Origin of the sequence: Bradyrhizobium retamae, from assembly GCF_001440415.1 — a bacterium.
GTDB classification, from domain to species: Bacteria; Pseudomonadota; Alphaproteobacteria; order Rhizobiales; family Xanthobacteraceae; genus Bradyrhizobium; species Bradyrhizobium retamae.
The window spans coordinates 88486-109438 of sequence record NZ_LLYA01000079.1; the positions used below are offsets into that span (position 1 = coordinate 88486).

At 63.7% G+C, this 20953-nt stretch carries 24 protein-coding genes; 16 read left to right on the top strand and 8 right to left on the bottom strand.

All coding sequences use genetic code 11. The features are described 5' to 3' along the window. The first annotated feature begins 1 nt into the window (after position 1). Positions 2-1258 carry an ATP-binding protein gene (locus CQ13_RS10585; RefSeq protein WP_057842841.1) on the top strand — a complete coding sequence of 419 codons (1257 nt, stop codon included), beginning with the start codon at positions 2-4 and terminating at the stop codon, positions 1256-1258. Here CQ13_RS10585 and CQ13_RS10590 read toward each other — a convergent pair. Further along, positions 1182-2042, bottom strand: a complete 861-nt coding sequence (locus CQ13_RS10590; protein ID WP_430649678.1) for a YihY/virulence factor BrkB family protein — start codon at positions 2040-2042, stop codon at positions 1182-1184. The genes CQ13_RS10585 and CQ13_RS10590 overlap by 77 nt on opposite strands. A gap of 178 nt (positions 2043-2220) precedes the next feature. On the opposite strand from CQ13_RS10590, the gene CQ13_RS10595 reads away from it, so the two are divergent. From CQ13_RS10595 to CQ13_RS10620, 6 genes are all read left to right on the top strand, one after another. Continuing rightward, a complete protein-coding gene (locus CQ13_RS10595) occupies positions 2221-2415 on the top strand; it encodes a twin transmembrane helix small protein (RefSeq protein WP_057842891.1) in 195 nt (64 codons plus the stop codon). Between the two features lie 23 nt (positions 2416-2438). After that, complete coding sequence (locus CQ13_RS10600; RefSeq protein ID WP_057842843.1) at positions 2439-3011, top strand: cob(I)yrinic acid a,c-diamide adenosyltransferase; 573 nt, start codon at positions 2439-2441, stop codon at positions 3009-3011. A 137-nt stretch (positions 3012-3148) separates the two neighbouring features. Then, the gene (locus tag CQ13_RS10605; RefSeq protein WP_057842844.1) at positions 3149-3898 is read left to right on the top strand and encodes an electron transfer flavoprotein subunit beta/FixA family protein; all 750 of its coding nucleotides are present in this window, start codon (positions 3149-3151) and stop codon (positions 3896-3898) included. Beyond that, positions 3898-4842, top strand: coding sequence for an electron transfer flavoprotein subunit alpha/FixB family protein (locus CQ13_RS10610; RefSeq protein WP_057842845.1), 945 nt, complete (start codon positions 3898-3900; stop codon positions 4840-4842). Before CQ13_RS10605 ends, CQ13_RS10610 begins: the two co-directional genes overlap by 1 nt. A 188-nt stretch (positions 4843-5030) precedes the next feature. After that, entirely contained in the window at positions 5031-5912 is an 882-nt protein-coding gene (locus CQ13_RS10615; RefSeq protein WP_057842892.1) for a 3-hydroxybutyryl-CoA dehydrogenase, read from the top strand. 112 nt (positions 5913-6024) lie between these two features. Continuing rightward, positions 6025-6213 carry a putative motility protein gene (locus tag CQ13_RS10620; protein WP_057842846.1) on the top strand — a complete coding sequence of 63 codons (189 nt, stop codon included), beginning with the start codon at positions 6025-6027 and terminating at the stop codon, positions 6211-6213. A 12-nt stretch (positions 6214-6225) separates the two neighbouring features. Here the strand turns inward: CQ13_RS10620 and tlpA are convergent, their stop codons facing one another. After that, positions 6226-6903 (bottom strand): thiol:disulfide interchange protein TlpA, encoded by a 678-nt coding sequence (tlpA, locus tag CQ13_RS10625; protein ID WP_430649676.1) that lies wholly within the window; start codon positions 6901-6903, stop codon positions 6226-6228. 122 nt (positions 6904-7025) lie between these two features. On the opposite strand from tlpA, the gene argH reads away from it, so the two are divergent. From argH to lysA, 3 genes are all read left to right on the top strand, one after another. Beyond that, a complete protein-coding gene (gene argH, locus CQ13_RS10630) occupies positions 7026-8417 on the top strand; it encodes an argininosuccinate lyase (protein ID WP_057842847.1) in 1392 nt (463 codons plus the stop codon). Between the two features lie 107 nt (positions 8418-8524). Further along, positions 8525-8785, top strand: coding sequence for an LPS translocon maturation chaperone LptM (gene lptM, locus CQ13_RS10635; RefSeq protein WP_057842894.1), 261 nt, complete (start codon positions 8525-8527; stop codon positions 8783-8785). Between the two features lie 13 nt (positions 8786-8798). Further along, a complete protein-coding gene (gene lysA, locus CQ13_RS10640) occupies positions 8799-10064 on the top strand; it encodes a diaminopimelate decarboxylase (protein ID WP_057842848.1) in 1266 nt (421 codons plus the stop codon). 92 nt (positions 10065-10156) lie between these two features. On the opposite strand, the gene CQ13_RS10645 is transcribed toward lysA, so the two are convergent. Further along, complete coding sequence (locus tag CQ13_RS10645; protein WP_057842849.1) at positions 10157-11047, bottom strand: NAD(P)-dependent oxidoreductase; 891 nt, start codon at positions 11045-11047, stop codon at positions 10157-10159. 11 nt (positions 11048-11058) lie between these two features. Continuing rightward, a complete protein-coding gene (locus CQ13_RS10650) occupies positions 11059-11439 on the bottom strand; it encodes a carboxymuconolactone decarboxylase family protein (RefSeq protein ID WP_057842850.1) in 381 nt (126 codons plus the stop codon). A 169-nt stretch (positions 11440-11608) separates the two neighbouring features. Between CQ13_RS10650 and CQ13_RS10655 the strand changes: the two genes are divergently transcribed. Continuing rightward, the gene (locus CQ13_RS10655; RefSeq protein ID WP_057842851.1) at positions 11609-14245 is read left to right on the top strand and encodes a TIGR02302 family protein; all 2637 of its coding nucleotides are present in this window, start codon (positions 11609-11611) and stop codon (positions 14243-14245) included. A gap of 195 nt (positions 14246-14440) precedes the next feature. Here CQ13_RS10655 and CQ13_RS10660 read toward each other — a convergent pair whose 3' ends face one another. Together CQ13_RS10660 and CQ13_RS10665 are read right to left on the bottom strand one after the other, a co-directional pair. Then, positions 14441-14818, bottom strand: coding sequence for a response regulator (locus tag CQ13_RS10660; protein WP_057842852.1), 378 nt, complete (start codon positions 14816-14818; stop codon positions 14441-14443). Positions 14819-14857: 39 nt separating this feature from the next. Continuing rightward, positions 14858-15763: an MJ0042-type zinc finger domain-containing protein gene (locus tag CQ13_RS10665; protein ID WP_057842895.1), complete on the bottom strand. Its 906-nt coding sequence runs from the start codon at positions 15761-15763 to the stop codon at positions 14858-14860. 219 nt (positions 15764-15982) lie between these two features. Between CQ13_RS10665 and ftsE the strand changes: the two genes are divergently transcribed. The 5 genes from ftsE (at position 15983) to CQ13_RS47065 (ending at position 19092) form a co-directional block, all read left to right on the top strand. Beyond that, positions 15983-16642: a cell division ATP-binding protein FtsE gene (gene ftsE, locus CQ13_RS10670; protein ID WP_028348200.1), complete on the top strand. Its 660-nt coding sequence runs from the start codon at positions 15983-15985 to the stop codon at positions 16640-16642. Further along, positions 16635-17606, top strand: a complete 972-nt coding sequence (locus tag CQ13_RS10675; RefSeq protein ID WP_057842853.1) for a cell division protein FtsX — start codon at positions 16635-16637, stop codon at positions 17604-17606. The genes ftsE and CQ13_RS10675 overlap by 8 nt, the downstream gene beginning before the upstream one ends. Positions 17607-17702: 96 nt before the next feature. Beyond that, positions 17703-18416 (top strand): YdcF family protein, encoded by a 714-nt coding sequence (locus tag CQ13_RS10680; protein WP_057842854.1) that lies wholly within the window; start codon positions 17703-17705, stop codon positions 18414-18416. A 159-nt stretch (positions 18417-18575) separates the two neighbouring features. After that, positions 18576-18872 (top strand): leucine-rich repeat domain-containing protein, encoded by a 297-nt coding sequence (locus tag CQ13_RS10685; RefSeq protein ID WP_197427296.1) that lies wholly within the window; start codon positions 18576-18578, stop codon positions 18870-18872. Positions 18873-18894: 22 nt separating this feature from the next. Then, positions 18895-19092 carry a hypothetical protein gene (locus tag CQ13_RS47065; protein ID WP_430649679.1) on the top strand — a complete coding sequence of 66 codons (198 nt, stop codon included), beginning with the start codon at positions 18895-18897 and terminating at the stop codon, positions 19090-19092. A gap of 89 nt (positions 19093-19181) precedes the next feature. On the opposite strand, the gene CQ13_RS10690 is transcribed toward CQ13_RS47065, so the two are convergent. Both CQ13_RS10690 and mddA read right to left on the bottom strand, forming a co-directional pair. Further along, complete coding sequence (locus CQ13_RS10690) at positions 19182-20183, bottom strand: NADPH:quinone oxidoreductase family protein (RefSeq protein WP_057842856.1); 1002 nt, start codon at positions 20181-20183, stop codon at positions 19182-19184. A 1-nt stretch (position 20184) separates the two neighbouring features. Next, positions 20185-20949: a methanethiol S-methyltransferase gene (gene mddA, locus CQ13_RS10695; protein WP_057842857.1), complete on the bottom strand. Its 765-nt coding sequence runs from the start codon at positions 20947-20949 to the stop codon at positions 20185-20187. Positions 20950-20953: the final 4 nt, after the last annotated feature.

Sequence of the window (20953 nt, forward strand, 5' to 3'; positions counted from 1 at the left end):
CATGGCGGCAAAGCGGCGCTCACCAGGCACCACGGGAACAGTCAAGAAGCGGCGAGCGAAAAAGCGCGTATTCGGCGCCGCGGTCAAAAAACGCGGCACGCGCAAGTCCGCCATCGCTGCGCCCGGCATGGTCGAGACTGCGCTGGCGGCCTTTGCGCACGAGGTCCGCACGCCGCTGACCGGCATTCTCGCGATCAGCAATCTGCTCGCGACCTCGGACCTTGACGAACGCGAACGGCGCTGGGTCGACACCATCAAGGCGGGCGCGGAACATCTGGCGAGCCTTGCGACCCTGTTCGTCGACGCCGCGCGCAGCGGCGGCCCCGGGCTCGAGGTGCGGCAGGACTTCTTCGACCTGCAGGCGCTTGCCCGCAATGCCGGCGATTCGCTGACCGGGCGCGCCGCGGCCAAGGGTCTGCAGTCGTCGGTCGATATTTCCGAAAAGCTTCCAGGGTTTGCGATCGGCGATCCCGTCCGCCTGCGCGCCGCGCTCGAGAACCTGATCGACAATGCGGTAAAATTTACTCAACAAGGCAGTGTTGGGCTGCAGGTCAGGCCCGTGCGGGGTCCGAAGGGCAAGGTCGCCGTCTCGTTCGCGATCTCCGACAGCGGGATCGGCCTTGCGCTGAGCGAAATCAAGCGCCTGTTCCGGCCGTTCTCGCAGGCCAATGCCTCCATTGCATCGCGCTTCGGCGGCGCCGGGCTCGGATTGTCGTCGGTCAAGCAACTGGCGCGTGCCATGGGCGGCGACATCACCGTGACGCAACGCCGGGGCGGCGGCGCCACCTTTACCCTCAACGTCGCAATGTCGCCCGCAAAGGACGCCGTGACGGCGGCGTCCGGTGCCGGTGGCGAGGTATCGATCAGTTCGCCTCGGCCATTGCGCCTGCTCAGCGTCGAAGACAATCCGTTCGGCCGCGTCGTGCTCAACACGATCCTGACTGAACTCGGTCATCAGACCGACTTCATCGGCCAGGGCGAGGCGGCGCCCGAGCGGCTCGCGCAAGGAGCATTCGATGCGGTATTGATGGACATGGTGCTGCCGGGTATCGATGGCGTCGAGGCGATCAGGCGCATTCGCGCGCTGGAGCCGCCGCTCGGGCGCATTCCGATCATCGGCATATCAGGCCGCAGCGAGGACGAGGCGGCGTCGCGCGCCGCCGGCGCCGAGATCTTTCTGGTCAAGCCTGTGAGCCCGCGCGCCCTGGCGACTGCGCTGCATGCAGCGACATCCCCTTCGGCAGTTGCGACTTCATGATGGCTGCGTTCAGTTCGCCGCCGAAGACGAAAATCGCCGAAATGAAATACAGAAACACCAGGGCGATGATGACCGAGGCAAGTCCCGCATACATCGTCACATAGTTGCTGGCGAAGCGCGCCAGATACTGGCCGAACACGACGCCCGAGATCAGCGAACCCACCATCGTAAAGACGATACCCGGAAGGATCTGAAGAAAACTCCGCCGGCCGCAGGGCAACCAGGCATGCAGCACGAACAGCGCCACTGTCATCGCCGCGATCGTGATGCCGTAGCGGGCGAAGGTGAGAAGGCTTTCGTTGGACTCGACGAAGAAGGGAATGTGGCGGCGCGCCGTCTCCAGGATCAGCGGACCGAGTACGATCAGGAACGCCATCAAGAGCGACGTGACGGCGGCGACCAGCGTGTAGCCGATCGATTCCAGCCGCAGCCAGTACCACGCCCGCGGCTCGACCACCGAATAGGCGCGGTTCAGCGCGACCCGCAGCGCCTCGACGCCGTTGGAGGCGAAATAGACCGCCAGCACCGCGCCGACGGTCAGAATGTCGCCGCGCGTCGTCGTCAGTACGTCGTGGATTTCGCCTGACAGCGCGTCGGCGACCTGTTGCGGCCAGGTTTGAAGCAACAGTCCGACGGCCCCATCGGCGAGCTCCTTGGAGCCGAAAAAGCCAGCCAGCGACGTCAGCACGATCAGGAACGGAAATAGCGCCATCAGCGTCGACAGTGCGATATGGCTCGCGATCGCCCAGCCGTCATCGGCGAGGAACGTGTAAAACGCCTCCATGACGACGAGGTAGACGTAGCGAATGAGCTTCACATCTCACCTCGATCGGGGTATCGCGGTCCGGTCCTAAGCCGGAGCTAGCATCTGATATTATTGGGTTAAAAGCCAGATCGTCGAGCGGTGGTGCGAGAGTTGTGATCGTGTGGAAGTCAGCGCCTCGCGGTGTTATGTACCGCCGATGGCATCCTTTCTGAGTTCGATCGTCCTCCCCATCGCGGTTGCGGCCGTGGCCATCGTGCTGTTGCTTGGCCTCGTCAACATGATGCGGGGCGGCTCGCCGAACCGCTCGCAGCACCTGATGCGGCTTCGGGTGCTGCTGCAGTTCATTGCCATCGTCATCACCATGGTCGTGGTGTGGGCGTTGGGTAGATAAGGATCAGGAAAGGGGAAGCGTCGATGGTCGTGCTCAACCGCATCTATACGAAGACCGGCGATGACGGCACCACGGCGCTCGGCAGCGGCGAGCGCCGCCCGAAATACGATCTGCGCATTAGCGCCTACGGCACCGTAGATGAAACCAACGCCGCCATCGGCGTGGTGAGGTTGCACCTCGGCGATGCCCGCGAACTCGATGCGATGCTCGGCCAAATCCAGAACGATTTGTTCGATCTCGGCGCCGACCTTGCGGTGCCCCAGCGCGACGGCAAGGCCGAGCGGCTCCGGATGCTGTCGAGCCAGGTCGAGCGGCTCGAGCGCGACATCGATGCGCTGAACGATCATCTCGCGCCCCTGACCTCGTTCGTGATGCCCGGCGGTACCCCCGCTGCCGCATACCTGCACCTCGCCCGTACCATATGCCGCAGGGCGGAACGGATCATGGTGGAACTCGCCGCGCACCCGGAGGAGCCGGTGAGCCCGGCTGCCATTCAGTATATGAACCGCCTGTCCGATTTCCTGTTCGTGGCCAGCCGCGCCATGAACGATAATGGAGCCGGAGACGTGTTGTGGGTGCCGGGTCAGAACCGTTAAGGTAAGCCTTGAAGGTAGGGCCTTCCGGGGCCGATTTTTGGCTTTCGCGCGTTGACCGCCGATAGCGGGACCTTTAGGTTCCGCGCCCAAGCTAATAACAAGCTGATCAACCCCAGAATTCAAGCGAAAGAGGATCGATGAAGGTTCTTGTGCCGGTAAAGCGGGTGGTCGATTTCAACGTCAAGGTCCGCGTCAAGAGCGACGGAACGGGCGTGGAACTCGCTAACGTGAAGATGTCGATGAATCCGTTCGACGAAATCGCCGTCGAGGAAGCATTGCGGCTGAAGGAAGCCGGCAAGGCGACCGAAGTGGTGGTGGTGTCGATCGGCCCGGCGCAGGCCTCGGAGACGATCCGGACAGGTCTCGCCATGGGCGCCGACCGCGGCATCCTGGTCAAGGCCGAAGGCAATGTCGAGCCCCTGGCGGTCGCGAAGATTCTCAAAGCCGTAGCGGATGCCGAGAAGCCCGGCCTCATCATTCTCGGCAAGCAGGCGATCGACGACGATTCGAACCAGACCGGCCAGATGCTGGCCGCGCTGCTCGGCTGGTCGCAGGCGACATTTGCGTCCAAGCTCGAAGTTGAAGGCGCAGACTTCAAGGTCACGCGCGAGGTCGACGGCGGCCTGCAGACCCTGAAGCTGAAAGGACCGGCGATCGTCACCACCGACCTGCGGCTGAACGAGCCGCGCTATGCGTCGCTGCCCAACATCATGAAGGCGAAGAAGAAGCCGATCGACGACAAGAGTGCCGCCGATTACGGCGTCGATCTCACGCCGCATCTCGAAGTGCTCAAGACATCGGAACCGCCCGGCCGCAAGGGTGGCGTCAAGGTCAAGGACGTCGCTGAGCTCGTTTCCAAACTCAAGACCGAAGCCGGGGTTCTCTGATGACGACGCTATTGATTGCCGAACACGACAACACGTTGATCAAGGATGCCACCAACAAGACGCTGACGGCGGCCGCTGCGCTCGGCGCCGACGTGCACGTGCTGGTCGCCGGCGAGAACGCCAAGGGTGCGGCCGATGCCGCAGCCAAGCTTGCCGGCGTCAAGAAGGTGCTGCTCGCGGACAATGCCGCCTATGCCCATGATCTCGCCGAGCCGCTGGCCGCGTTGATCGTGTCGCTGGCCCCTAACTATGACGCCTTCGTCGCGCCTGCGACCTCGCGCTTCAAGAACGTCATGCCGCGCGTCGCAGCTCTGCTCGACGTGATGCAGGTGTCCGAGATCATCAAGGTGGTTTCGCCCGATACCTTCGAGCGGCCGATCTATGCCGGCAACGCGATCCAGACGGTGAAGTCCAAGGACGCCAAGAAGGTCATCACGGTGCGGACCTCGACCTTTGCCGCGGCGGGCGAGGGTGGCAGTGCGCCGGTGGAGGACGCCGCCGCTGCGGCCGATCCGGGCCTCTCCAGCTTCCTCGGCGAAGAGGTGGCAAAGAGCGACCGTCCGGAACTGACCTCGGCAAAGATCATCGTTTCCGGCGGCCGCGCCATGCAGAGCCGCGAGAACTTTGCCAAATATATCGAGCCGCTCGCCGACAAGCTCGGCGCGGGCGTCGGCGCCTCGCGCGCCGCGGTCGATGCCGGCTATGCGCCCAACGACTGGCAGGTCGGCCAGACCGGCAAGGTGGTCGCTCCGGAACTATATGTCGCAATCGGCATCTCCGGCGCGATCCAGCATCTCGCCGGCATGAAGGATTCCAAGGTGATCGTTGCGATCAACAAGGATGAAGACGCGCCGATCTTCCAGGTCGCCGATTACGGCCTGGTCGCGGACCTCTATCAGGCGGTTCCTGAACTGACCGACGCGCTCGGCAAGCTCGGAAAGTAACGGAGCACCGGCCGGACGCGCAAACGTCCGGCCGGTGTTTACCTTAAGGGGATGCGGGCGAAGGGGATTAAGCTTCGCGTGAAGAATACGTGCCAATGGTGGGACTGAAACCTCGCGTCTGGTGATATCGTAGCTGAGGTTTAGAGATGAACAGGCGCGATATGCGCGCCGTTCCGGTGGATGACAAGATGGCGGTGACAATCAAGAAGGTCGGCGTGATCGGCTCGGGCCAGATGGGCCACGGCATTGCGCATGTGGCGGCGCTCGCCGGCTTGGACGTGGTGCTCAACGACGTCTCCGACGAACGGCTGAAATCGGCGATGGCGACCATCAACGGCCATTTGTCGCGGCAGGTTGCCAAGCAGGTCATTACCGAGGACGCGCGCAAGAAGGCGCTGGAGCGGATTACCTCCTCCGAGACGCTCGACGGGCTTTCGGATTGCGACCTCGTAATCGAGACCGCGGTCGAAAAGGAAGAGGTCAAGCGCAAGATCTTTCACGAACTTTGCGCGGTATTGAAGCCGGAAGCGATCGTCGCCACCAACTCCTCGTCGATCTCAATCACCCGGCTCGCCGCCTCGACCGATCGTCCCGAGCGCTTCATCGGCATTCATTTCATGAATCCGGTGCCGGCGATGGAATTGGTCGAACTGATCCGCGGCATTGCCACCGACGATATGACCTTCGACACCGCCAAGGAATTTGTCGGCAAGCTCGGCAAGCAGGTCGCGGTATCGGAGGATTTCCCAGCCTTCATCGTCAACCGCATCCTGCTGCCGATGATCAACGAGGCGATCTACACGCTCTATGAGGGCGTCGGCAACGTCGAGGCGATCGACGCTGCCATGAAGCTCGGCGCGCACCATCCGATGGGGCCGCTGGAATTGGCGGATTTCATCGGGCTCGATACCTGTCTGTCGATCATGCAGGTGCTGCATGAGGGGTTGGCGGATTCGAAATACCGGCCATGCCCGCTGCTGGTGAAATATGTCGAGGCCGGCTGGCTGGGGCGCAAAACCCAGCGCGGTTTCTACGACTACCGCGGCGACAAACCGGTCCCGACGCGCTGACGGTCGCGAATTCGTAGGTTGCACTCAGCTCACTTCTCCACCGCTCAGTTTTGCCAAGCATTCATTAACCGGTGCCGGGGTACGGTGCCCTCAGGTTTGAGGAGTGCTGCGTATGGATATAATGGCTATGGTTTCGAGCATGCTCGCGATGCAGGCGGCAGGCACGCAGCAGCAGATCCAGACCTCGATCATCAAGCAGAATGCGGACGCCGAGAAGGCCGCGGTTCAGACGCTGCTCGGCACGCCCTCGACCGCCAATCTCGCCCCCGGCGTCGGCGGCAACCTCAATATTGCGGCCTAAACTAGCCCCTACCTAACTCCCCGCCTTCATCGGCTGTATCGCGCCCTTGATCAGCTTGATTGCGTCCTCGCTGGCCCATTCGGCGGGGCCGGCAAGGGTGGCGATCTCGCAGCCCTGGGCGTCCACCAGCACTGAAGTGGGCATGCCCAGCGCCTTGCCTATGTTCTTAAGATCTTGAAAAACCTTGGCTTTCTGGTCGGCGAAATAGCCGAGCCGAGTCAGATTGGCCTCTTTAAGAAAGTTTTTCGGCTTCTCGGGGTCGCGGGTGTCGATGTTAATGGCGACCACCTCGAAATCCTTGCCGCCGAGCTTGGCCTGCAGGTTCTCCAGCGCCGGCATTTCCTTGCGACAAGGCACGCACCAGGTGGCCCAGAGGTTCACCAGCACGGTCTTGCCGCGCCATTCCGACAGCTTCCTCAGCTTACCCTCGGCATCCTCGAAGGCGAGGTCGGGCAGCCGTAACGGCGTCGTCGCCATGGTCAGCGCGGCCACCTCGCCATGCGCCAGTGGCGATATCTTGCGGGCCAGTTCGACGGCTCCCGCACAGGATGGATCGCCACCCGTTCCGCGCTTGAAGCTGCCGAGCCCGTAAAACGCGCCCAATCCGACCACGCCCGCAGCCGCCACCGCGCCGATGGCGATCGGGATCCGGCGCCTCGTGGCCGGGCGGGGCGGGGACATTTCGGGCATATCGTTTGTCATCCTGTGTCAGTTACGGCTATGCAGGGCTCAAGGTTACGGTCGAATTACGGTCGAAACCGCCACGGCGTTTCGCTTACTCCGACGGTATAGATGGCAGGGCTTGGGAAGTCATGAGCAACAAGATGTGGGGCGGCCGGTTCAGCGAGCGCCCCGATGCGATCATGGAGGAAATCAACGTCTCGATCGACGTCGATCGTCACCTCTATGCCCAGGACATCGCCGCGTCCAAGGCCCACGCTGCAATGCTGGCCGCGCAAGGCATTATCACCGCGAGTGATGCGAAAAATATCGGCAAGGGTCTAGACACGATTTTGTCAGAAATCGGCAAGGGCTCGTTCGACTTCAAGCGCGCGCTCGAAGACATCCATATGAATGTCGAGAGTCGGCTTTCCGAATTGATAGGGCCGGCCGCCGGGCGGCTGCACACCGCGCGCTCGCGCAACGACCAAGTGGCTACCGATTTCCGGCTCTATGTCCGCGACACGATCGACGAGACGGACGCGGCGCTGGCTGCCTTCCAGCACGCGCTGGCCGAGCGCGCCGTGGAGCATGCCGCAACCGTGATGCCGGGCTTCACCCATCTGCAGACCGCCCAGCCCGTCACCTTCGGGCATCATCTGCTCGCCTATGTCGAGATGGCGGCGCGCGACCGCGGCCGTTTTGCCGACGCGCGAAAGCGGCTGAACGAATCGCCGCTCGGCGCCGCGGCGCTCGCCGGAACCTCGTTTCCGATCGATCGCACTGCCACCGCCAAGGCGCTCGGCTTCGACCGCCCTATGGCCAATTCGCTGGACGCAGTATCGGACCGCGACTTCGTGCTCGAAACCCTGTCGGCGGCGTCGATCGCGGCCGTGCACATGTCGCGCTTTGCCGAGGAAATCGTGATCTGGACCTCGCCGCTGGTGGGGCTGGTGCGGCTCTCCGACAAGTTCACCACCGGCTCCTCGATCATGCCGCAGAAGCGCAATCCGGACGCGGCCGAACTGGTGCGCGCCAAGACCGGCCGGGTGATCGGCGCGCTCAACGGGCTTTTGATCGTGATGAAGGGGCTGCCGCTCGCCTACCAAAAGGACATGCAGGAGGACAAGCAGGGTGCGATGGAGGCGTTTTCCGCGCTCTCGCTCGCGATTCGCGCGATGACCGGCATGGTCCTCGATCTCGTCCCCGACGAGGCGCGGATGAAGGCCGCGGCCGGCGAGGGCTACGCCACCGCCACCGATCTCGCCGACTGGCTGGTGCGGACGCTGAAGATGCCGTTCCGCGACGCCCATCATGTTACCGGGCGAATCGTCGCCCTCGCGTCGGAGCAGGGCGTGGCGCTGCACGAGCTTCCGCTCAAGGCGATGCAGGAAGTCGAGCCCAAAATCACCGCGGACGCCCTGCGGGTTCTTTCGGTAGAGGCTTCCGTCAAGAGCCGGACCAGCTATGGCGGCACCGCGCCGAAGAACGTGCTTTCGCAGGCCAAAGCCTGGCTGAAACGGCTGGAAAAAGAGCGAAAATAGGTGTGAAGAGAAAATTTCGCTGCTATTTCATGACTGTCCGTGGCCCATCGGCACTCGCCAGACTGAAGCAATCTTTGTATGGTGCGGCGCGCATTGGGGATTTCGTCGTGATCAATAACTACCGCCCATCATCGTCGGGATGGGCCATTATCCTGCTGAGCGTGACCGCGCTCGCGCTCGGCGGCTGCGGACGCAAGGGCGGGCTCGATCTGCCGCCAAACGCGCCGCAAGTGTCGGGCACGTCAGATACTGAGGCCGAGCGCGCGGCGCAGCCCGGCGTCTTCAATTCGACCTACGGGTCCGAAGCCGCGCCCGCGGCCCCCAAAGGCAGCAAGAAGAAATTCGTTCTCGATCCGCTGCTGGACTGAGACTGAGCGCGCTATGAATCACTTCGACTATCGCAACGGCGTGCTGCACGCCGAGGCCGTGAACCTGTCCGAACTGGCGGATGCCGTCGGCACGCCGTTCTATTGCTATTCGACGGCGACGCTGGAGCGTCACTACCGCGTTTTCACTGAGGCCTTTGCCGGCGAGAAGACGCTGGTCTGTTACGCCATGAAGGCCAATTCCAACCAGGCGGTGCTGCGCACCCTGGCAAAGCTAGGCGCTGGCGCCGATGTCGTCTCCGGCGGCGAATTGAAGCGGGCGCTGGCGGCGGGGATTCCGCCTGGCAAGATTCTGTTTTCCGGCGTCGGCAAGACCGAGATAGAACTGCGGGCGGCGCTCGCGGCCGATGTCCTCTGCATCAACGTCGAGTCCGAACCCGAACTGGAGCTGCTGTCGAAGCTTGCGGTCGAGACCGGCAAGACCGCGCGGATTTCGTTGCGGGTCAATCCGGACGTCGACGCCGGCACGCATGCCAAGATCGCCACCGGCAAGTCCGAGAACAAATTCGGCATTCCCATTGCACGCGCACGCGAGGTCTATGCCCGTGCGGCCAGCTTACCGGGGATCGAGGTGACCGGTACCGATATGCACATCGGCAGCCAGATCACTGATCTCTCTAAAATGGAAACCGCGTTCCGGATTCTGTCAGAATTCGTGCAGACGCTGCGCGCCGATGGCCACAGGATCGAGCATATCGATTTCGGCGGCGGGCTCGGCATCCCCTATCACGCCGACCGCGAGGCTCCGCCATTGCCGTCGGCCTATGCCGCGATGGTCAAGCGTGTCACGCACAATCTCGGTTGTACGCTGATGTTCGAGCCCGGGCGGATGATCGTCGGCAATGCCGGCATCCTCGTCTCCCGCGTCATCTATGTGAAGCCGGGCGAAGCCAAGAACTTCGTCATCATCGACGCCGCGATGAACGATCTGATCCGCCCGACGCTTTACGAAGCGCACCACGATATTCTCCCCGTTCGCGAGCCAGCGCAGGGCACGCCAACGATCACGGCCGACGTGGTCGGACCCGTCTGCGAGACCGGCGACTATCTTGCGCTCGATCGCAATTTGCCCGAGCCCAAGGCCGGCGATCTCCTGGCCATCATGACCGCCGGCGCCTATGGCGCGGTGCAATCCGGCTTCTACAACACGCGGCCTTTGGTGCCGGAAGTCCTCGTCAAGGACGACCAGTACGCCGTGGTCCGCCCCCGCATCGAGGTCGAGGAATTGATCGCGATGGATAAGCCGGCGCCGTGGCTGTGATTTCGTAGGATGGGTGGAGCGAAGCGATACCCATCAATGTCAGTGCGGAAACGTGATGGGTATCGCTTGCGCTCCACCCATCCTACGCCACCTCACTTCGCGCCGCCGACCACCACGCCCGCCGCCTTCTCGATCGGCTTGATCGCCGCGGTGAAATCCGACTCCGCGCCCTCGTCGCGGATGATGACTTCCCACAAGCGCCCGACCGCTTCGGCGACTTCCATCGATAGCCCCAGCGATTTCATCTCCTCCAGCGCGAGCCGCACGTCCTTCACCATCAGTCCCGTGGCAAAGCCGAAATCGAAACTGCGCGGCAGCACCGAGCGCGGAAACTTGTCGCGGCTCGCCGTGTTGAGCCCGGAGCCTGCGTTGATGACGTCGATCATCACGGCCGGATCGAGCCCCGCCTTGACGCCCATCACAACCGCCTCCGACGTCGCCACCATCGCGGTCGCCGACAGGAAGTTGTTCGCCAGTTTCATTGTTTGCGCCGAGCCGGGCTTCTCGCCGATGAAAAACACTTTTCCGATGACGTCGAGCGCGGGTTTTGTCAGCTCATAATCGGCGCGCGGGCCGGAGACCATCACGGCCAACGTTCCCTTCTCGGCGCCTCCGACGCCGCCGCTGACGGGGCTGTCGATCTGCACGATGTTATTCGTCGCTAGAAGACCGTGAATTCTGGACGCCATTTGCGAGCCAACGGTAGAGAGATCGACGAAGCGTTTGACGCGCCTCCCTTCGACCACGCCACCTGCGCCGGTCGCCACGTCAAGCGACGCCTGCAGCGACGGCAGGCTCGCCAGCACCGTCTCGCAGCGGTCGGCGATATCCTTCGGCGACGATGCCGCCTGCGCGCCGAGCGCGACGAGCTTGCTTATGGCTTCCTGCCGCGTATCGAACACGGTGAGTTGATGCTTGGCCTCGATCAGGCGGCGCGCCATCGGGAAGCCCATCTTCCCGAGGCCGATGAATCCTATTTCCATGGTGCTACGCCTCAGCCCTTGTCCAATTCCGCGAACACCTCGCGCGCGATGCGAAAGCTGTCGACGCCGGCGGGGATGCCGGCATAGATCGAAGCCTGCATGAAGATCTCGCGGATCTCGTCGCGACTGACGCCGTTGGTCAGCGCGCCCCTGATATGTGCCTTCAGTTCATGTGGGCGGTTTAGGATCGAGATCATGGCCAGATTGAGCATGCTGCGGGTCTTGCGCGGCAGTTCCTCGCGGCCCCACACCGCGCCCCAGCAATATTCGGTGACGAGTTCCTGGAACGGCTTGTTAAAACTGTCGGCGTTCTTCAACGCGTTGTCGACATAGGCCTCGCCGAGCACCGCTTTGCGAATTTCCAGTCCCTTGTCGTGCGTCTTCTGGTCCATGTCGTTTCCTCGTAGTTTTACGGTTCGGCGCAAACGTTACGGCGTGGGATGCCCTCAGTCACGCCTTCGTGTTATGTTATGCGCATTTCCGGGTGTGGGTTACCCCGGGAACGGGTGCCTCATTGCCGCCGTTGTGATAGGCTGACTTATCGATAACCCGGAGAGATTGTTGAGCGGCGCTTCCCCCGATCCCACAAAGCCAGCGCGCGAGCCGGATGCTGTTGCGCGGCTTCAACTGACGCAGGCTCTGCAACGAGCCCAATACGCGATTGCGTGGGAACGTAGCTGGCCAGGGCTCGTCCGGTTTCTGAGCGTCATTGGGCTGTTCCTGGTGGTGTCCTGGGCCGGATTATGGCTGGCGCTGCCGTTCCTTGCACGCGCGATCTGCCTTGGCCTGTTCGCCCTCGCGGCGCTGGCCGCATTGTTCCCGCTCGCGCGATTTCGCTGGCCGAGCCGCGAAGAGGCGTTGAGCCGGCTCGACCGCGGCACCGGCATTCGCCATCGCCCGGCGACCGCGCTGACCGATACACTCTCGACCAATGATCCGATCGCGCAGGCGCTGTGGCGGGAGCAGCGCGAGCGCACGCTGGCCTCTATCAAACGGATCCGCGCCGGGCTGCCTTCGCCGCGGCTGGCGATCCACGACCCCTGGGCGCTGCGTGCGCTGGTCATGGTAATGCTGGCGGCCGCCTATGTCGCCGCGGGCGACGAGCGCCGGCTACGAATTGCTGCGGCATTCGACTGGAACGGCGTGCTGGCGCCGGCCAACGTCAGGGTCGATGCCTGGGTGACCCCGCCGCTCTATACCGGCAAGCCGCCGGTCATTCTGTCTGCCGCCAACAGGGATGCGGCTTCTCCCGATAGCGGGGCACCATTGCCGGTGCCTGGAGGCAGCACGCTGCTGGTGCGCTCCAGCGGCGGCAATATCGACGTCGTGGTCGGCGGCGGCGTGACGGAGGTCGCGCCCAGCGAGCAGGCGCCGAAGGGCACCAACGAACGGCATTTCAAGATCACGGGTGACGGCACCGCGCATGTCCGAGCGCCCTCCGGCCAGCCACTGTGGCGCTTCGCGGCGACGCCCGACCGTGCCCCGACCATCTCGTTGGCGAAGGATCCGGAGCGCCAGGCCCGCGGCTCGCTGCAGACGTCCTACAAGCTCGAGGATGATTACGGCGTCACCGAAGCACGCGCGCAATTCGCCGTCCGTGTCCCCGATTCCGGCAAGGAAGGGAATAAGGAAGGCAACAAGGAAGACAAGAACAAGGAGGCCGAGAAGGCCGAGCCACGGCCGCTGTTCGAGCCGCCGCAGTTTGCGCTGGTGCTGCCGAATGCGCGCACCCGCAATGGCGTCGGCCAGACCGTGAAGGATCTCAGCGAGGATCCCTATGCCGGCGCCGATGTAACGCTGACGCTCACGGCCAAGGACGAGGCCGGCAATGAGGGCAAGAGCGAGCCGTTCAACATGCGGCTGCCGGAACGGCTGTTCACCAAACCCCTCGCCCGCGCCCTGATCGAACAGCGCCGCATTCTGGCGCTCGATGCCAATCAGAATTCGCAAGTCTATACCGCCCTCGATGCGCTGATGATCGCGCCGGAATTGTTCACTCCCGAAGCCGGTCACTATCTCGGTCTGTTCAGTGTTAAGCACCAACTGGAGGAGGCGCGCACCGATGCCGCGCTGCGCGAGGTCGTCGCCAGCCTGTGGGCGCTTGCCGTCACCATCGAGGACGGCAACATCACCGATGTCGAGAAGGCGTTGCGTGCGGCGCAGGACGCGCTCAGGCAGGCGCTGGAGCGTGGCGCCACCGATGAGGAGATCAAGAAGCTGACGGATAATCTGCGCGCTGCGCTGGATAATTTCCTGCGCCAGCTCGCCGAGCAGTTCCGCAACAACCCGCAGCAACAGGCGCGCCCGCTCGATCCCAATACGAAAATGCTGAGCCAGCAGGATCTCAAGAACATGCTCGACCGGCTGGAGCGGATGTCGCGTTCCGGCGACAAGGATGCCGCCAAGCAGCTATTGGAACAGCTACAGCAGATGCTGGAAAACCTGCAGATGGCGCAGCCCGGCCAAGGCGGCGACAACGAGATGGAGCTGGCGCTGAACGAGCTCGGCGACATGATCCGCAAGCAGCAGCAATTGCGCGACAAGACCTACAAGCAGGGTCAGGATTCGCGGCGCGACCGCATGCGCGACAAGCAGGGCGACCAGAGCATGGGCGACCTGCAGCAGGACCAGCAGGGCCTGCGCGACCGCCTGAAGAAGTTGCAGGAAGAGCTCGCCAAGCGCGGCATGGGCCCGGGCCAGCGCGGCCAGCAGGGCCAGCGTGGCGACCAGCAGGGGCAGCAGGGCCAACAGGGTCAGGGCCAGCAGGGTCAAGGCGGCGAGCAAGGCGATGGCGAGGACGGGCTCGACCAGGCCGATTCGGCCATGGGCGATGCCACCGGCCGACTCGGCGATGGCAATGCCGAGGGTGCGGTGGACTCGCAGGGACGTGCGCTCGACGCGCTGCGCAAGGGCGCCCAGAGCCTTGCGGAAGCCATGCAGCAAGGTGACGGCGACCAGCCGGGCGACGGCCCCGGCAACCCCAGAGGCCGCCAGCAGGGCGCCGCCAACTCGACCGATCCGCTCGGACGGCCGATGCGCCATAACGAATTCACCGACGACTATTCGGTGAAGATCCCCGGCGAGATTGACGTGCAACGGGTCCGCCGGATTTTGGAAGAACTGCGCCGCCGTCTCGGCGATCCGGCCCGTCCGCAGATCGAACTGGATTACATCGAGCGGCTGTTGAAGGATTATTGAGCGCTCGCCTCGCACTCCGCCGTCATCGCCCGGTCGAGCCGGGCGACCCAGTATTCCAGAGACGCCGGTGATTGAGCCGAAAAGCCGCGGCGTACTGGATACCCCGCCGGAGCCTGTCATCGGGCGCACATTCGCGCGACCCTTTGGCGGGTATGACGAGTTGAGGATGCGGGCGCCGTCGCCCGCTTTTCTGGCTTACCCAGCCTTCCGCGCCGCCAGCGCATCGGCCACAGCCGTACGGATGTCGTGCACCGAAAACGGTTTCGTCACCACGTCGTGCACGATCGCATTGAGGCCGGAGGCGCGTTCGCGCTGGTCGGCGAAGCCCGTCATCAGCAGGATCTTCAGGTTGGGAAAATCGCGCGCCGCCGTCAGCGCCAGCGCGATGCCGTCCATGACCGGCATCTGGACGTCGGTCAAGAGCAGGTCGAATAGGCCTTGCTCGCGCGTCAGGATATCGAGCGCGTCGGCGCCGTCCTCGGCGGTGACGGTCTCGTGGCCATCCATGGCGATGGCGCGTGCCACCAGCGAGCGCATGGAGTCTTCGTCATCGGCAATCAGCACGCGTGGCATGAAGCCTTGATCTCTCGCCTTGCGGAAGCGCGGCCAGATTCAGGCGTGGCCGGCCAGATCCCGCTTGTTGAAAAAGCGTACGTCAATATTACGGCCTTCGGGCGGCGGCGAAGCCAGCCGCGACTTGAAATAGGCGCGCTCGCCGGGCTTGAGCACCGGCTGTTCCAGCACCGCGTTCCAGGCGTAGATCTCGGCGCCCTGCGCGTCGCGGACGGAGAAGCGCAGCCGCGGCAATTCGACCGGTTTTTTGGTCTCGCCGACGATCACGCCCTCGATGACCAGAACCGGCTTGCCGTCCACGGTCTCGTTACTAATCTTGATGTCCTTGAACGCCAGCCCACGAAGGTTCACTTCCAGCCCGACCATCTTGTAGAACGTCGCGGTTTGCGGTAGCAGCCGCACAATTTCGATGCGCCAGATCATCAACCCCAGTATCAGCGCGCCCATTGCGGCGCAGGCGGTCGGCAGGCCGACGGAGGGGATGAACGGAATACGGGGCAGGGAGGGCAGCCGGAAAAGACGGGCCAGCCGCTCGCGGTGCGTGGTGATCGGGATATCCCCATGGTCTTCCGCATCGTGCCGGGCAATCGATGGCCAGTCGCTGTCGCCGCCTCTGTCGCCACCTTGGCGCGACCCTTCGCCCTCGGCCGGCCAGCCTGCCGAAATCGAGGGACTGTCGACCACCGGGGTGTCCTGTTCCTCCTCCTCGCGCGCCATCGCCTCCCATTCGGCCGCGGCATCGTTTGCGGCCGGCTGGCTCGATTGCGCAGGAGCTAGCGGAGCGCTTGGCATGGCTGCCGGCATGGCGGCCAGTTCGACCGCGTCCTCGGGCCGCGCCAGCCAGGTTTCCTTGCAGCGGGAGCAGCGGACGGTGCGCCCGCCGGTGCCCAAGGTGGTCGGATTGATGGCGTAAGATGTTGTACAATGGGGACAAACGATATGCATGGAGCCCATCTCACCAGTGTCTTCGCCCGGATGCTACATACCGACCGTTAACGAATCGGAAACCATAACGGCCGCAAAACCGTTTTGTCGGGTTGGCGCCCAGACCAGCGGGCCACGAGCCCAAAGTTCAGGTTCGGGTCCAGGTTCAAGTCCGGGGTTTCCGGCCACCGTCCACGCCGAGCGGAGCTCGGTCATGGTACATGTCGAGCGGAGCTGAGCTTGGTTCGGTTCGAAAATGTCGGTTTGCGGTACGGGCTCGGCCCGGAGATTTTGCGCGACCTTTCCTTCGTGATTCCCGCCCATTCCTTCCAGTTTCTCACCGGTCCCTCGGGCGCGGGCAAGACCTCGCTGCTGCGGCTGTTGTTTCTGTCGCTGCGGCCGACCCGTGGCCTCGTCAACCTGTTCGGCCAGGACGTCTCGCTGCTCGGCAAGGATCAGATTGCCGGTCTGCGCACGCGCATCGGTATCGTGCTGCAGGATTTTCGTCTGCTCGACCACATGACGACCTACGAGAACGTGGCGCTGCCGTTCCGCGTGATGGGCCGTGACGAATCCAGCTATCGCCGCGAGGTGATCGATCTCCTGAAGTGGGTCGGCCTCGGCGAGCGCATGGACGCGCTGCCGCCGATCCTGTCCGGCGGTGAGAAGCAGCGCGCGGCGATCGCGCGCGCGGTGATCTCGCGGCCGCAATTGCTGTTGGCGGACGAGCCGACCGGCAGCGTCGATCCGACGCTCGGCCGGCGCCTCTTGCGGCTATTCATCGAATTGAACAGGCTGGGCACCGCGGTGATCATCGCGACCCACGACATCACGCTGATGGACCAGTACGAGGCGCGGCGGATGGTGCTGCACCAGGGACGGCTGCACATCTATGAGTAGGGCCGGTGACGAGCATGGGCCGCTGGTGGACCTCGGCAACGAACGTCCGCAGGTGCCGGCGCGGGCGCGCAACATGTCGCCGATCGTGCCGCGGGCGTCGATTTCCGGCCGCGCGCTGGTCGCCGTCGTCGCGATCATGACGTTCCTCGCTTCCATCACCACCGGCACCGTGCTGCTCGTCAGCGCATCGGCGGCGGAATGGCAATCCGAAGTCGCCAGCGAAATCACCGTTCAGGTGCGGCCGCAGGCAGGGCGCGATCTCGAGCGCGACGCGGCCGCGGTGGTGGAGGCGATGCGGACGCAGCCCGGCATCGTCCAGGTTAAACCGTTCAGCAAGGATGAATCGGCCAGTTTGCTGGAGCCGTGGCTCGGCAGCGGGCTGTCGATCGAGCAATTGCCGGTGCCGCGCGTTGTCGTCGCGCGGGTCCAGCCAGGCACCACGCTCGACCTCGCTGCGTTGCGCTCCAGGGTGACGCAAGTGGCGCCATCGGCGAGCGTCGACGATCACCGCGCCTGGATCGAGCGCATGCGCTCGATGACTGGCGCCACCGTGTTTGCCGGCATCGGCATTCTCGCACTGGTGATCGTGGCGACGATCATTTCGGTGTCGTTCGCGACCCGCGGCGCGATGGCGGCGAACCGCCCGATCGTCGAGGTGCTGCACTTCGTCGGCGCCGGCGACCGCTATATCGCCAACCACTTCCTGCGGCATTTTCTCAGGCTAGGGCTGGAGGGCGGGCTGATCGGCGGCGGCGCCGCGATGCTCGGTTTCGGGTTCTCCGAATCGATCGCGAGCTGGTTCTCGGGCACCCCGGTCGGCGATCAGTTCGCAGCGCTGCTCGGGACATTTTCGCTGCCGCCATCCGGCTATCTGGCGCTGGCGGTACAGGCCGTGGCGATTGCCGCCATTACCGCCTGGGCGTCGCGGCGGACGCTGTTTGCGACGCTGGACGATATCGACTGAGCCGGCCAATGGTGCTGTTGATCGGGGTCGACCGGGACTCCACTTCGTCTGAAAACCTTTTAGAATTGTGCACGGGAAGAGGGATTGCCGGACTACATGAGTTTGCAGCACGACGACAGCACGCCGAGGAGGCCGGCCGCGCGGCCGCGCGGATGGCTGCGCGCCGTCATCGTCGGCTCCATGGCGATCCTGTTCGTCGGCGCGGCGCTGGGCTTCATCGCCTTTCTCTCGCAATTGCGCGGCGCCGAAATCAAGCCGGCGCGCACCGCCGACGGCATCGTGGTCTTCACCGGCGGCTCGTCGCGGGTGTCGGATGCGATGGAATTGCTGGCCGGCGGCTACGGCAGCCGGCTGTTGATTTCGGGGGTGCATCCGACCAACGCCGTGCGCGACATCTCGCGCTCGCTGCCCGACAACCAGTCGCTGCTCGGCTGTTGCGTCGATCTCGACCGCTCTGCGGTCAACACGCGCAGCAATGCCGCCGAGACGCGGCGCTGGGCGCAGGAGCGCGGCTTCAAGTCGCTGATCGTGGTGACGTCGAATTACCACATGCCGCGGGCCATTCTGGAATTGTCGCATGCGATGCCTGATGTTACGCTGATTCCGTTCGCGGTGATCGGCGAAAAATGGCGCGACGAGCCGTGGTGGACCAGCGGCGCGACGCTACGTCTATTGCTGTCGGAATATGTGAAATATGTCGCCGCCGAGGTGCGCGTGCGCCTCGCCGGTGCGGGAATCGATCTCGTGCCCGAACTTTTCGATCAGCCCGCGCCAGCGCCGCGTCGGCCGGCGACGGCGCAAGTCAACTAGGGCACGTACATAAACTCGCGAATGGTGTCCGGCTTGTCGGCTTTGTAGTCCCACGCAGCACGTTCGCGTTCACGAAGGGCGCGCCGCGCTATTTCCGTTCTTCGCCAGGCGTTCGGCGTGGTTTCTGTGAGAATTGTGGGTCACCCCTCACATATGAGAATGAGCGCCCTGAGGACGCTGGACCCGGGCCACAACCAGTTGCGGCGGATTCCGGCTGCGCTAGGCGAACTCGTCGATCTGAGCGACTTCCTTTACTTGCACGACAACGCACTGAAAGAGCTTCCGCCGTCTTTGGGGCGTCTTACCCGGTTGCGCTATCTCAACATCAGCGAAAACGAGTTCGAGAGCCTGCCCGACGCGGTTACCGAGATGTCAGGACTTCTCGAACTTCGTGTAACCGACAATCGCCTGACCACTCTGCCTGCGACCATTTTCCAAGCTGACGCGGCTGCGTGAGCTGCATCTCAGGAACAACAGCCTGACGCACTTGCCGGGAGAGATCGGTGCAATGGTGGAGCTGCGACAGATCGATTTGAGAGGGAACCCTGTCGCCACCTTGCCGGAAGCGCTGCTTAAGCTTCCACGTCTCGAAAAACTAGATCTGCGCTGGGTGACGATTTCACGCCCGAGTTGGTTCGCTGAGCTCGAAGAACGAGGTTGCGCGATTTACCTGTAGCGGTTGCGTTCGCAACGTCAGCAGTGGGCTTGGCCGTGCAATGGGCCGACTTGGCGGACCGTAGAAGCGTTGCTCGATCACGACGGATTTCATGAACCTCCTTTCGATTCGCCGCGTCTGACCTGCAGCACGATTCGCCCCATCGCACTCCGGTTGGCAACCAGGCCCATCGCCTCACCGGCACGCTGAAGCGGAAGCACCCGGTCAACCTGAGGGCGGAGCTTGCCGTCGCCGACCCACGCCATGATGGTTTCCGCCGCGCGGGCAGCTTCGTCCGGATAGCGCTCCATCCAGGCGCCGACGAAGACACCGACGACCGAATAGTTCTTGAGCAAAGGCAGATTCATGGCGAGCGACGGAATCTCGCCGCTCGTGAAGCCGATTGGGAGCAGCCGGCCATTCCAGCCCATAAGCCTTGCAAGGATCGCGAATAGCGCGCCGCCGACATTGTCAACGCAAATGTCGAGGCCTTTATCCCCTGCAAGAGCCTTCACGCGATCACGCATCTCTTCGCACGAATGGTCGACGACCTCGGCGGCGCCATGCGTGCGGACCATGGCCGCCTTCGCAGCACTGCCCACGACGGCAATGACCCGCGCGCCGATCAAATGCGCGATCTCGACGCAGGCGAGGCCAACCCCGCCAGCGGCCCCCGTCACAAGCACCGTCTCACCGGCCTGCAGCCGCGCCCGCTCAATGAGTGCGTACCAAGCCGTGAGATAGGTGTGCATGACTGTTGACCCCACGGTGAAATCAACGTTGACCGGGAGCGACGCGACGCTGCTTTCCTTGGCGACCATGCGCTCCGCAAACGAACCGAACCAGTTTCCGCAACAGACCCGATCGCCGGGCCGGAAGCGCCTGACCCGGTCGCCACAGGCTAGCACTACACCGGCGGCGTCCGTTCCTGGCACATAGTGAAGGGAAGGCCGCATCTGATAGCCGCCACAGCTCATCAGATAGTCCATGTAGCTGACGGACGCGGCGTGGACATCGACGAGAACCTCGTTTGATGCCGGGCGAGGTTCGGCGATCTCGGTGAAGCTCAAGGCTTCGATGCCTTTGAAGGCGTTGCAAAGAATGGCGCGCATCTCAGCCTCCGCGGCGCGTCTCTGGAGCGATGGAGCCGCCGCCGAAGAGACGCGGCATCAGCATCGGAACGCGTCGGCGATAATGCTCGTAGCTCGCGCCGAACTCGGCAACCAGGTCTCTTTCCTCGAGCCTGACGCCGACAAGGATGTAGGCGGTATTCATGATGGCAAACAACAGATGCCCGGCCGTCATATGCGGCGTCGCCCAGAAGGCGAGCAAAAGACCCAGCATCAGCGGGTGGCGCACCAGGCGGTACAGGAGCGGCGTCTTGAACGCTTTCACACGATCGGCTGCTCCACGCAGCGCGTCGATGACCTGACGCAATCCGAACAGCTCGAAATGGTCGATCTGGAATGTCGAAGCCAGCGCGATCAGCCAGCCCATCCAAAACATCGCCGTGAGCATTGCCTCCGGCCAGCCCTCGACGCGCCAGACTGGCGCGACGATCGGACGCCACTGCCAGAAGATCAGGATCAACAGAAGACTCGAAATCAGCACATAGGTGCTGCGCTCACAGGAAGCCGGTATAATGCGCGTCCACCAGCGCTTGAAGGCTGGACGCGCCATGACGCTGTGCTGAATCGCGAATACGCAGAGCAAAATCACGTTGATCAGGACCGCTTGCGCGAGCCCGCCGTCCGGTCCGACGTCGATCGTCTTCGGGACGAGAAAATTGCCAAGGAAGGCTGGCGTGTAGGCAAATGAAAGAAAGAAGATGAGATAGCTCGCGAGGCCATAGATGAGAGCGGCGGCGCGTCCGGTCATGACG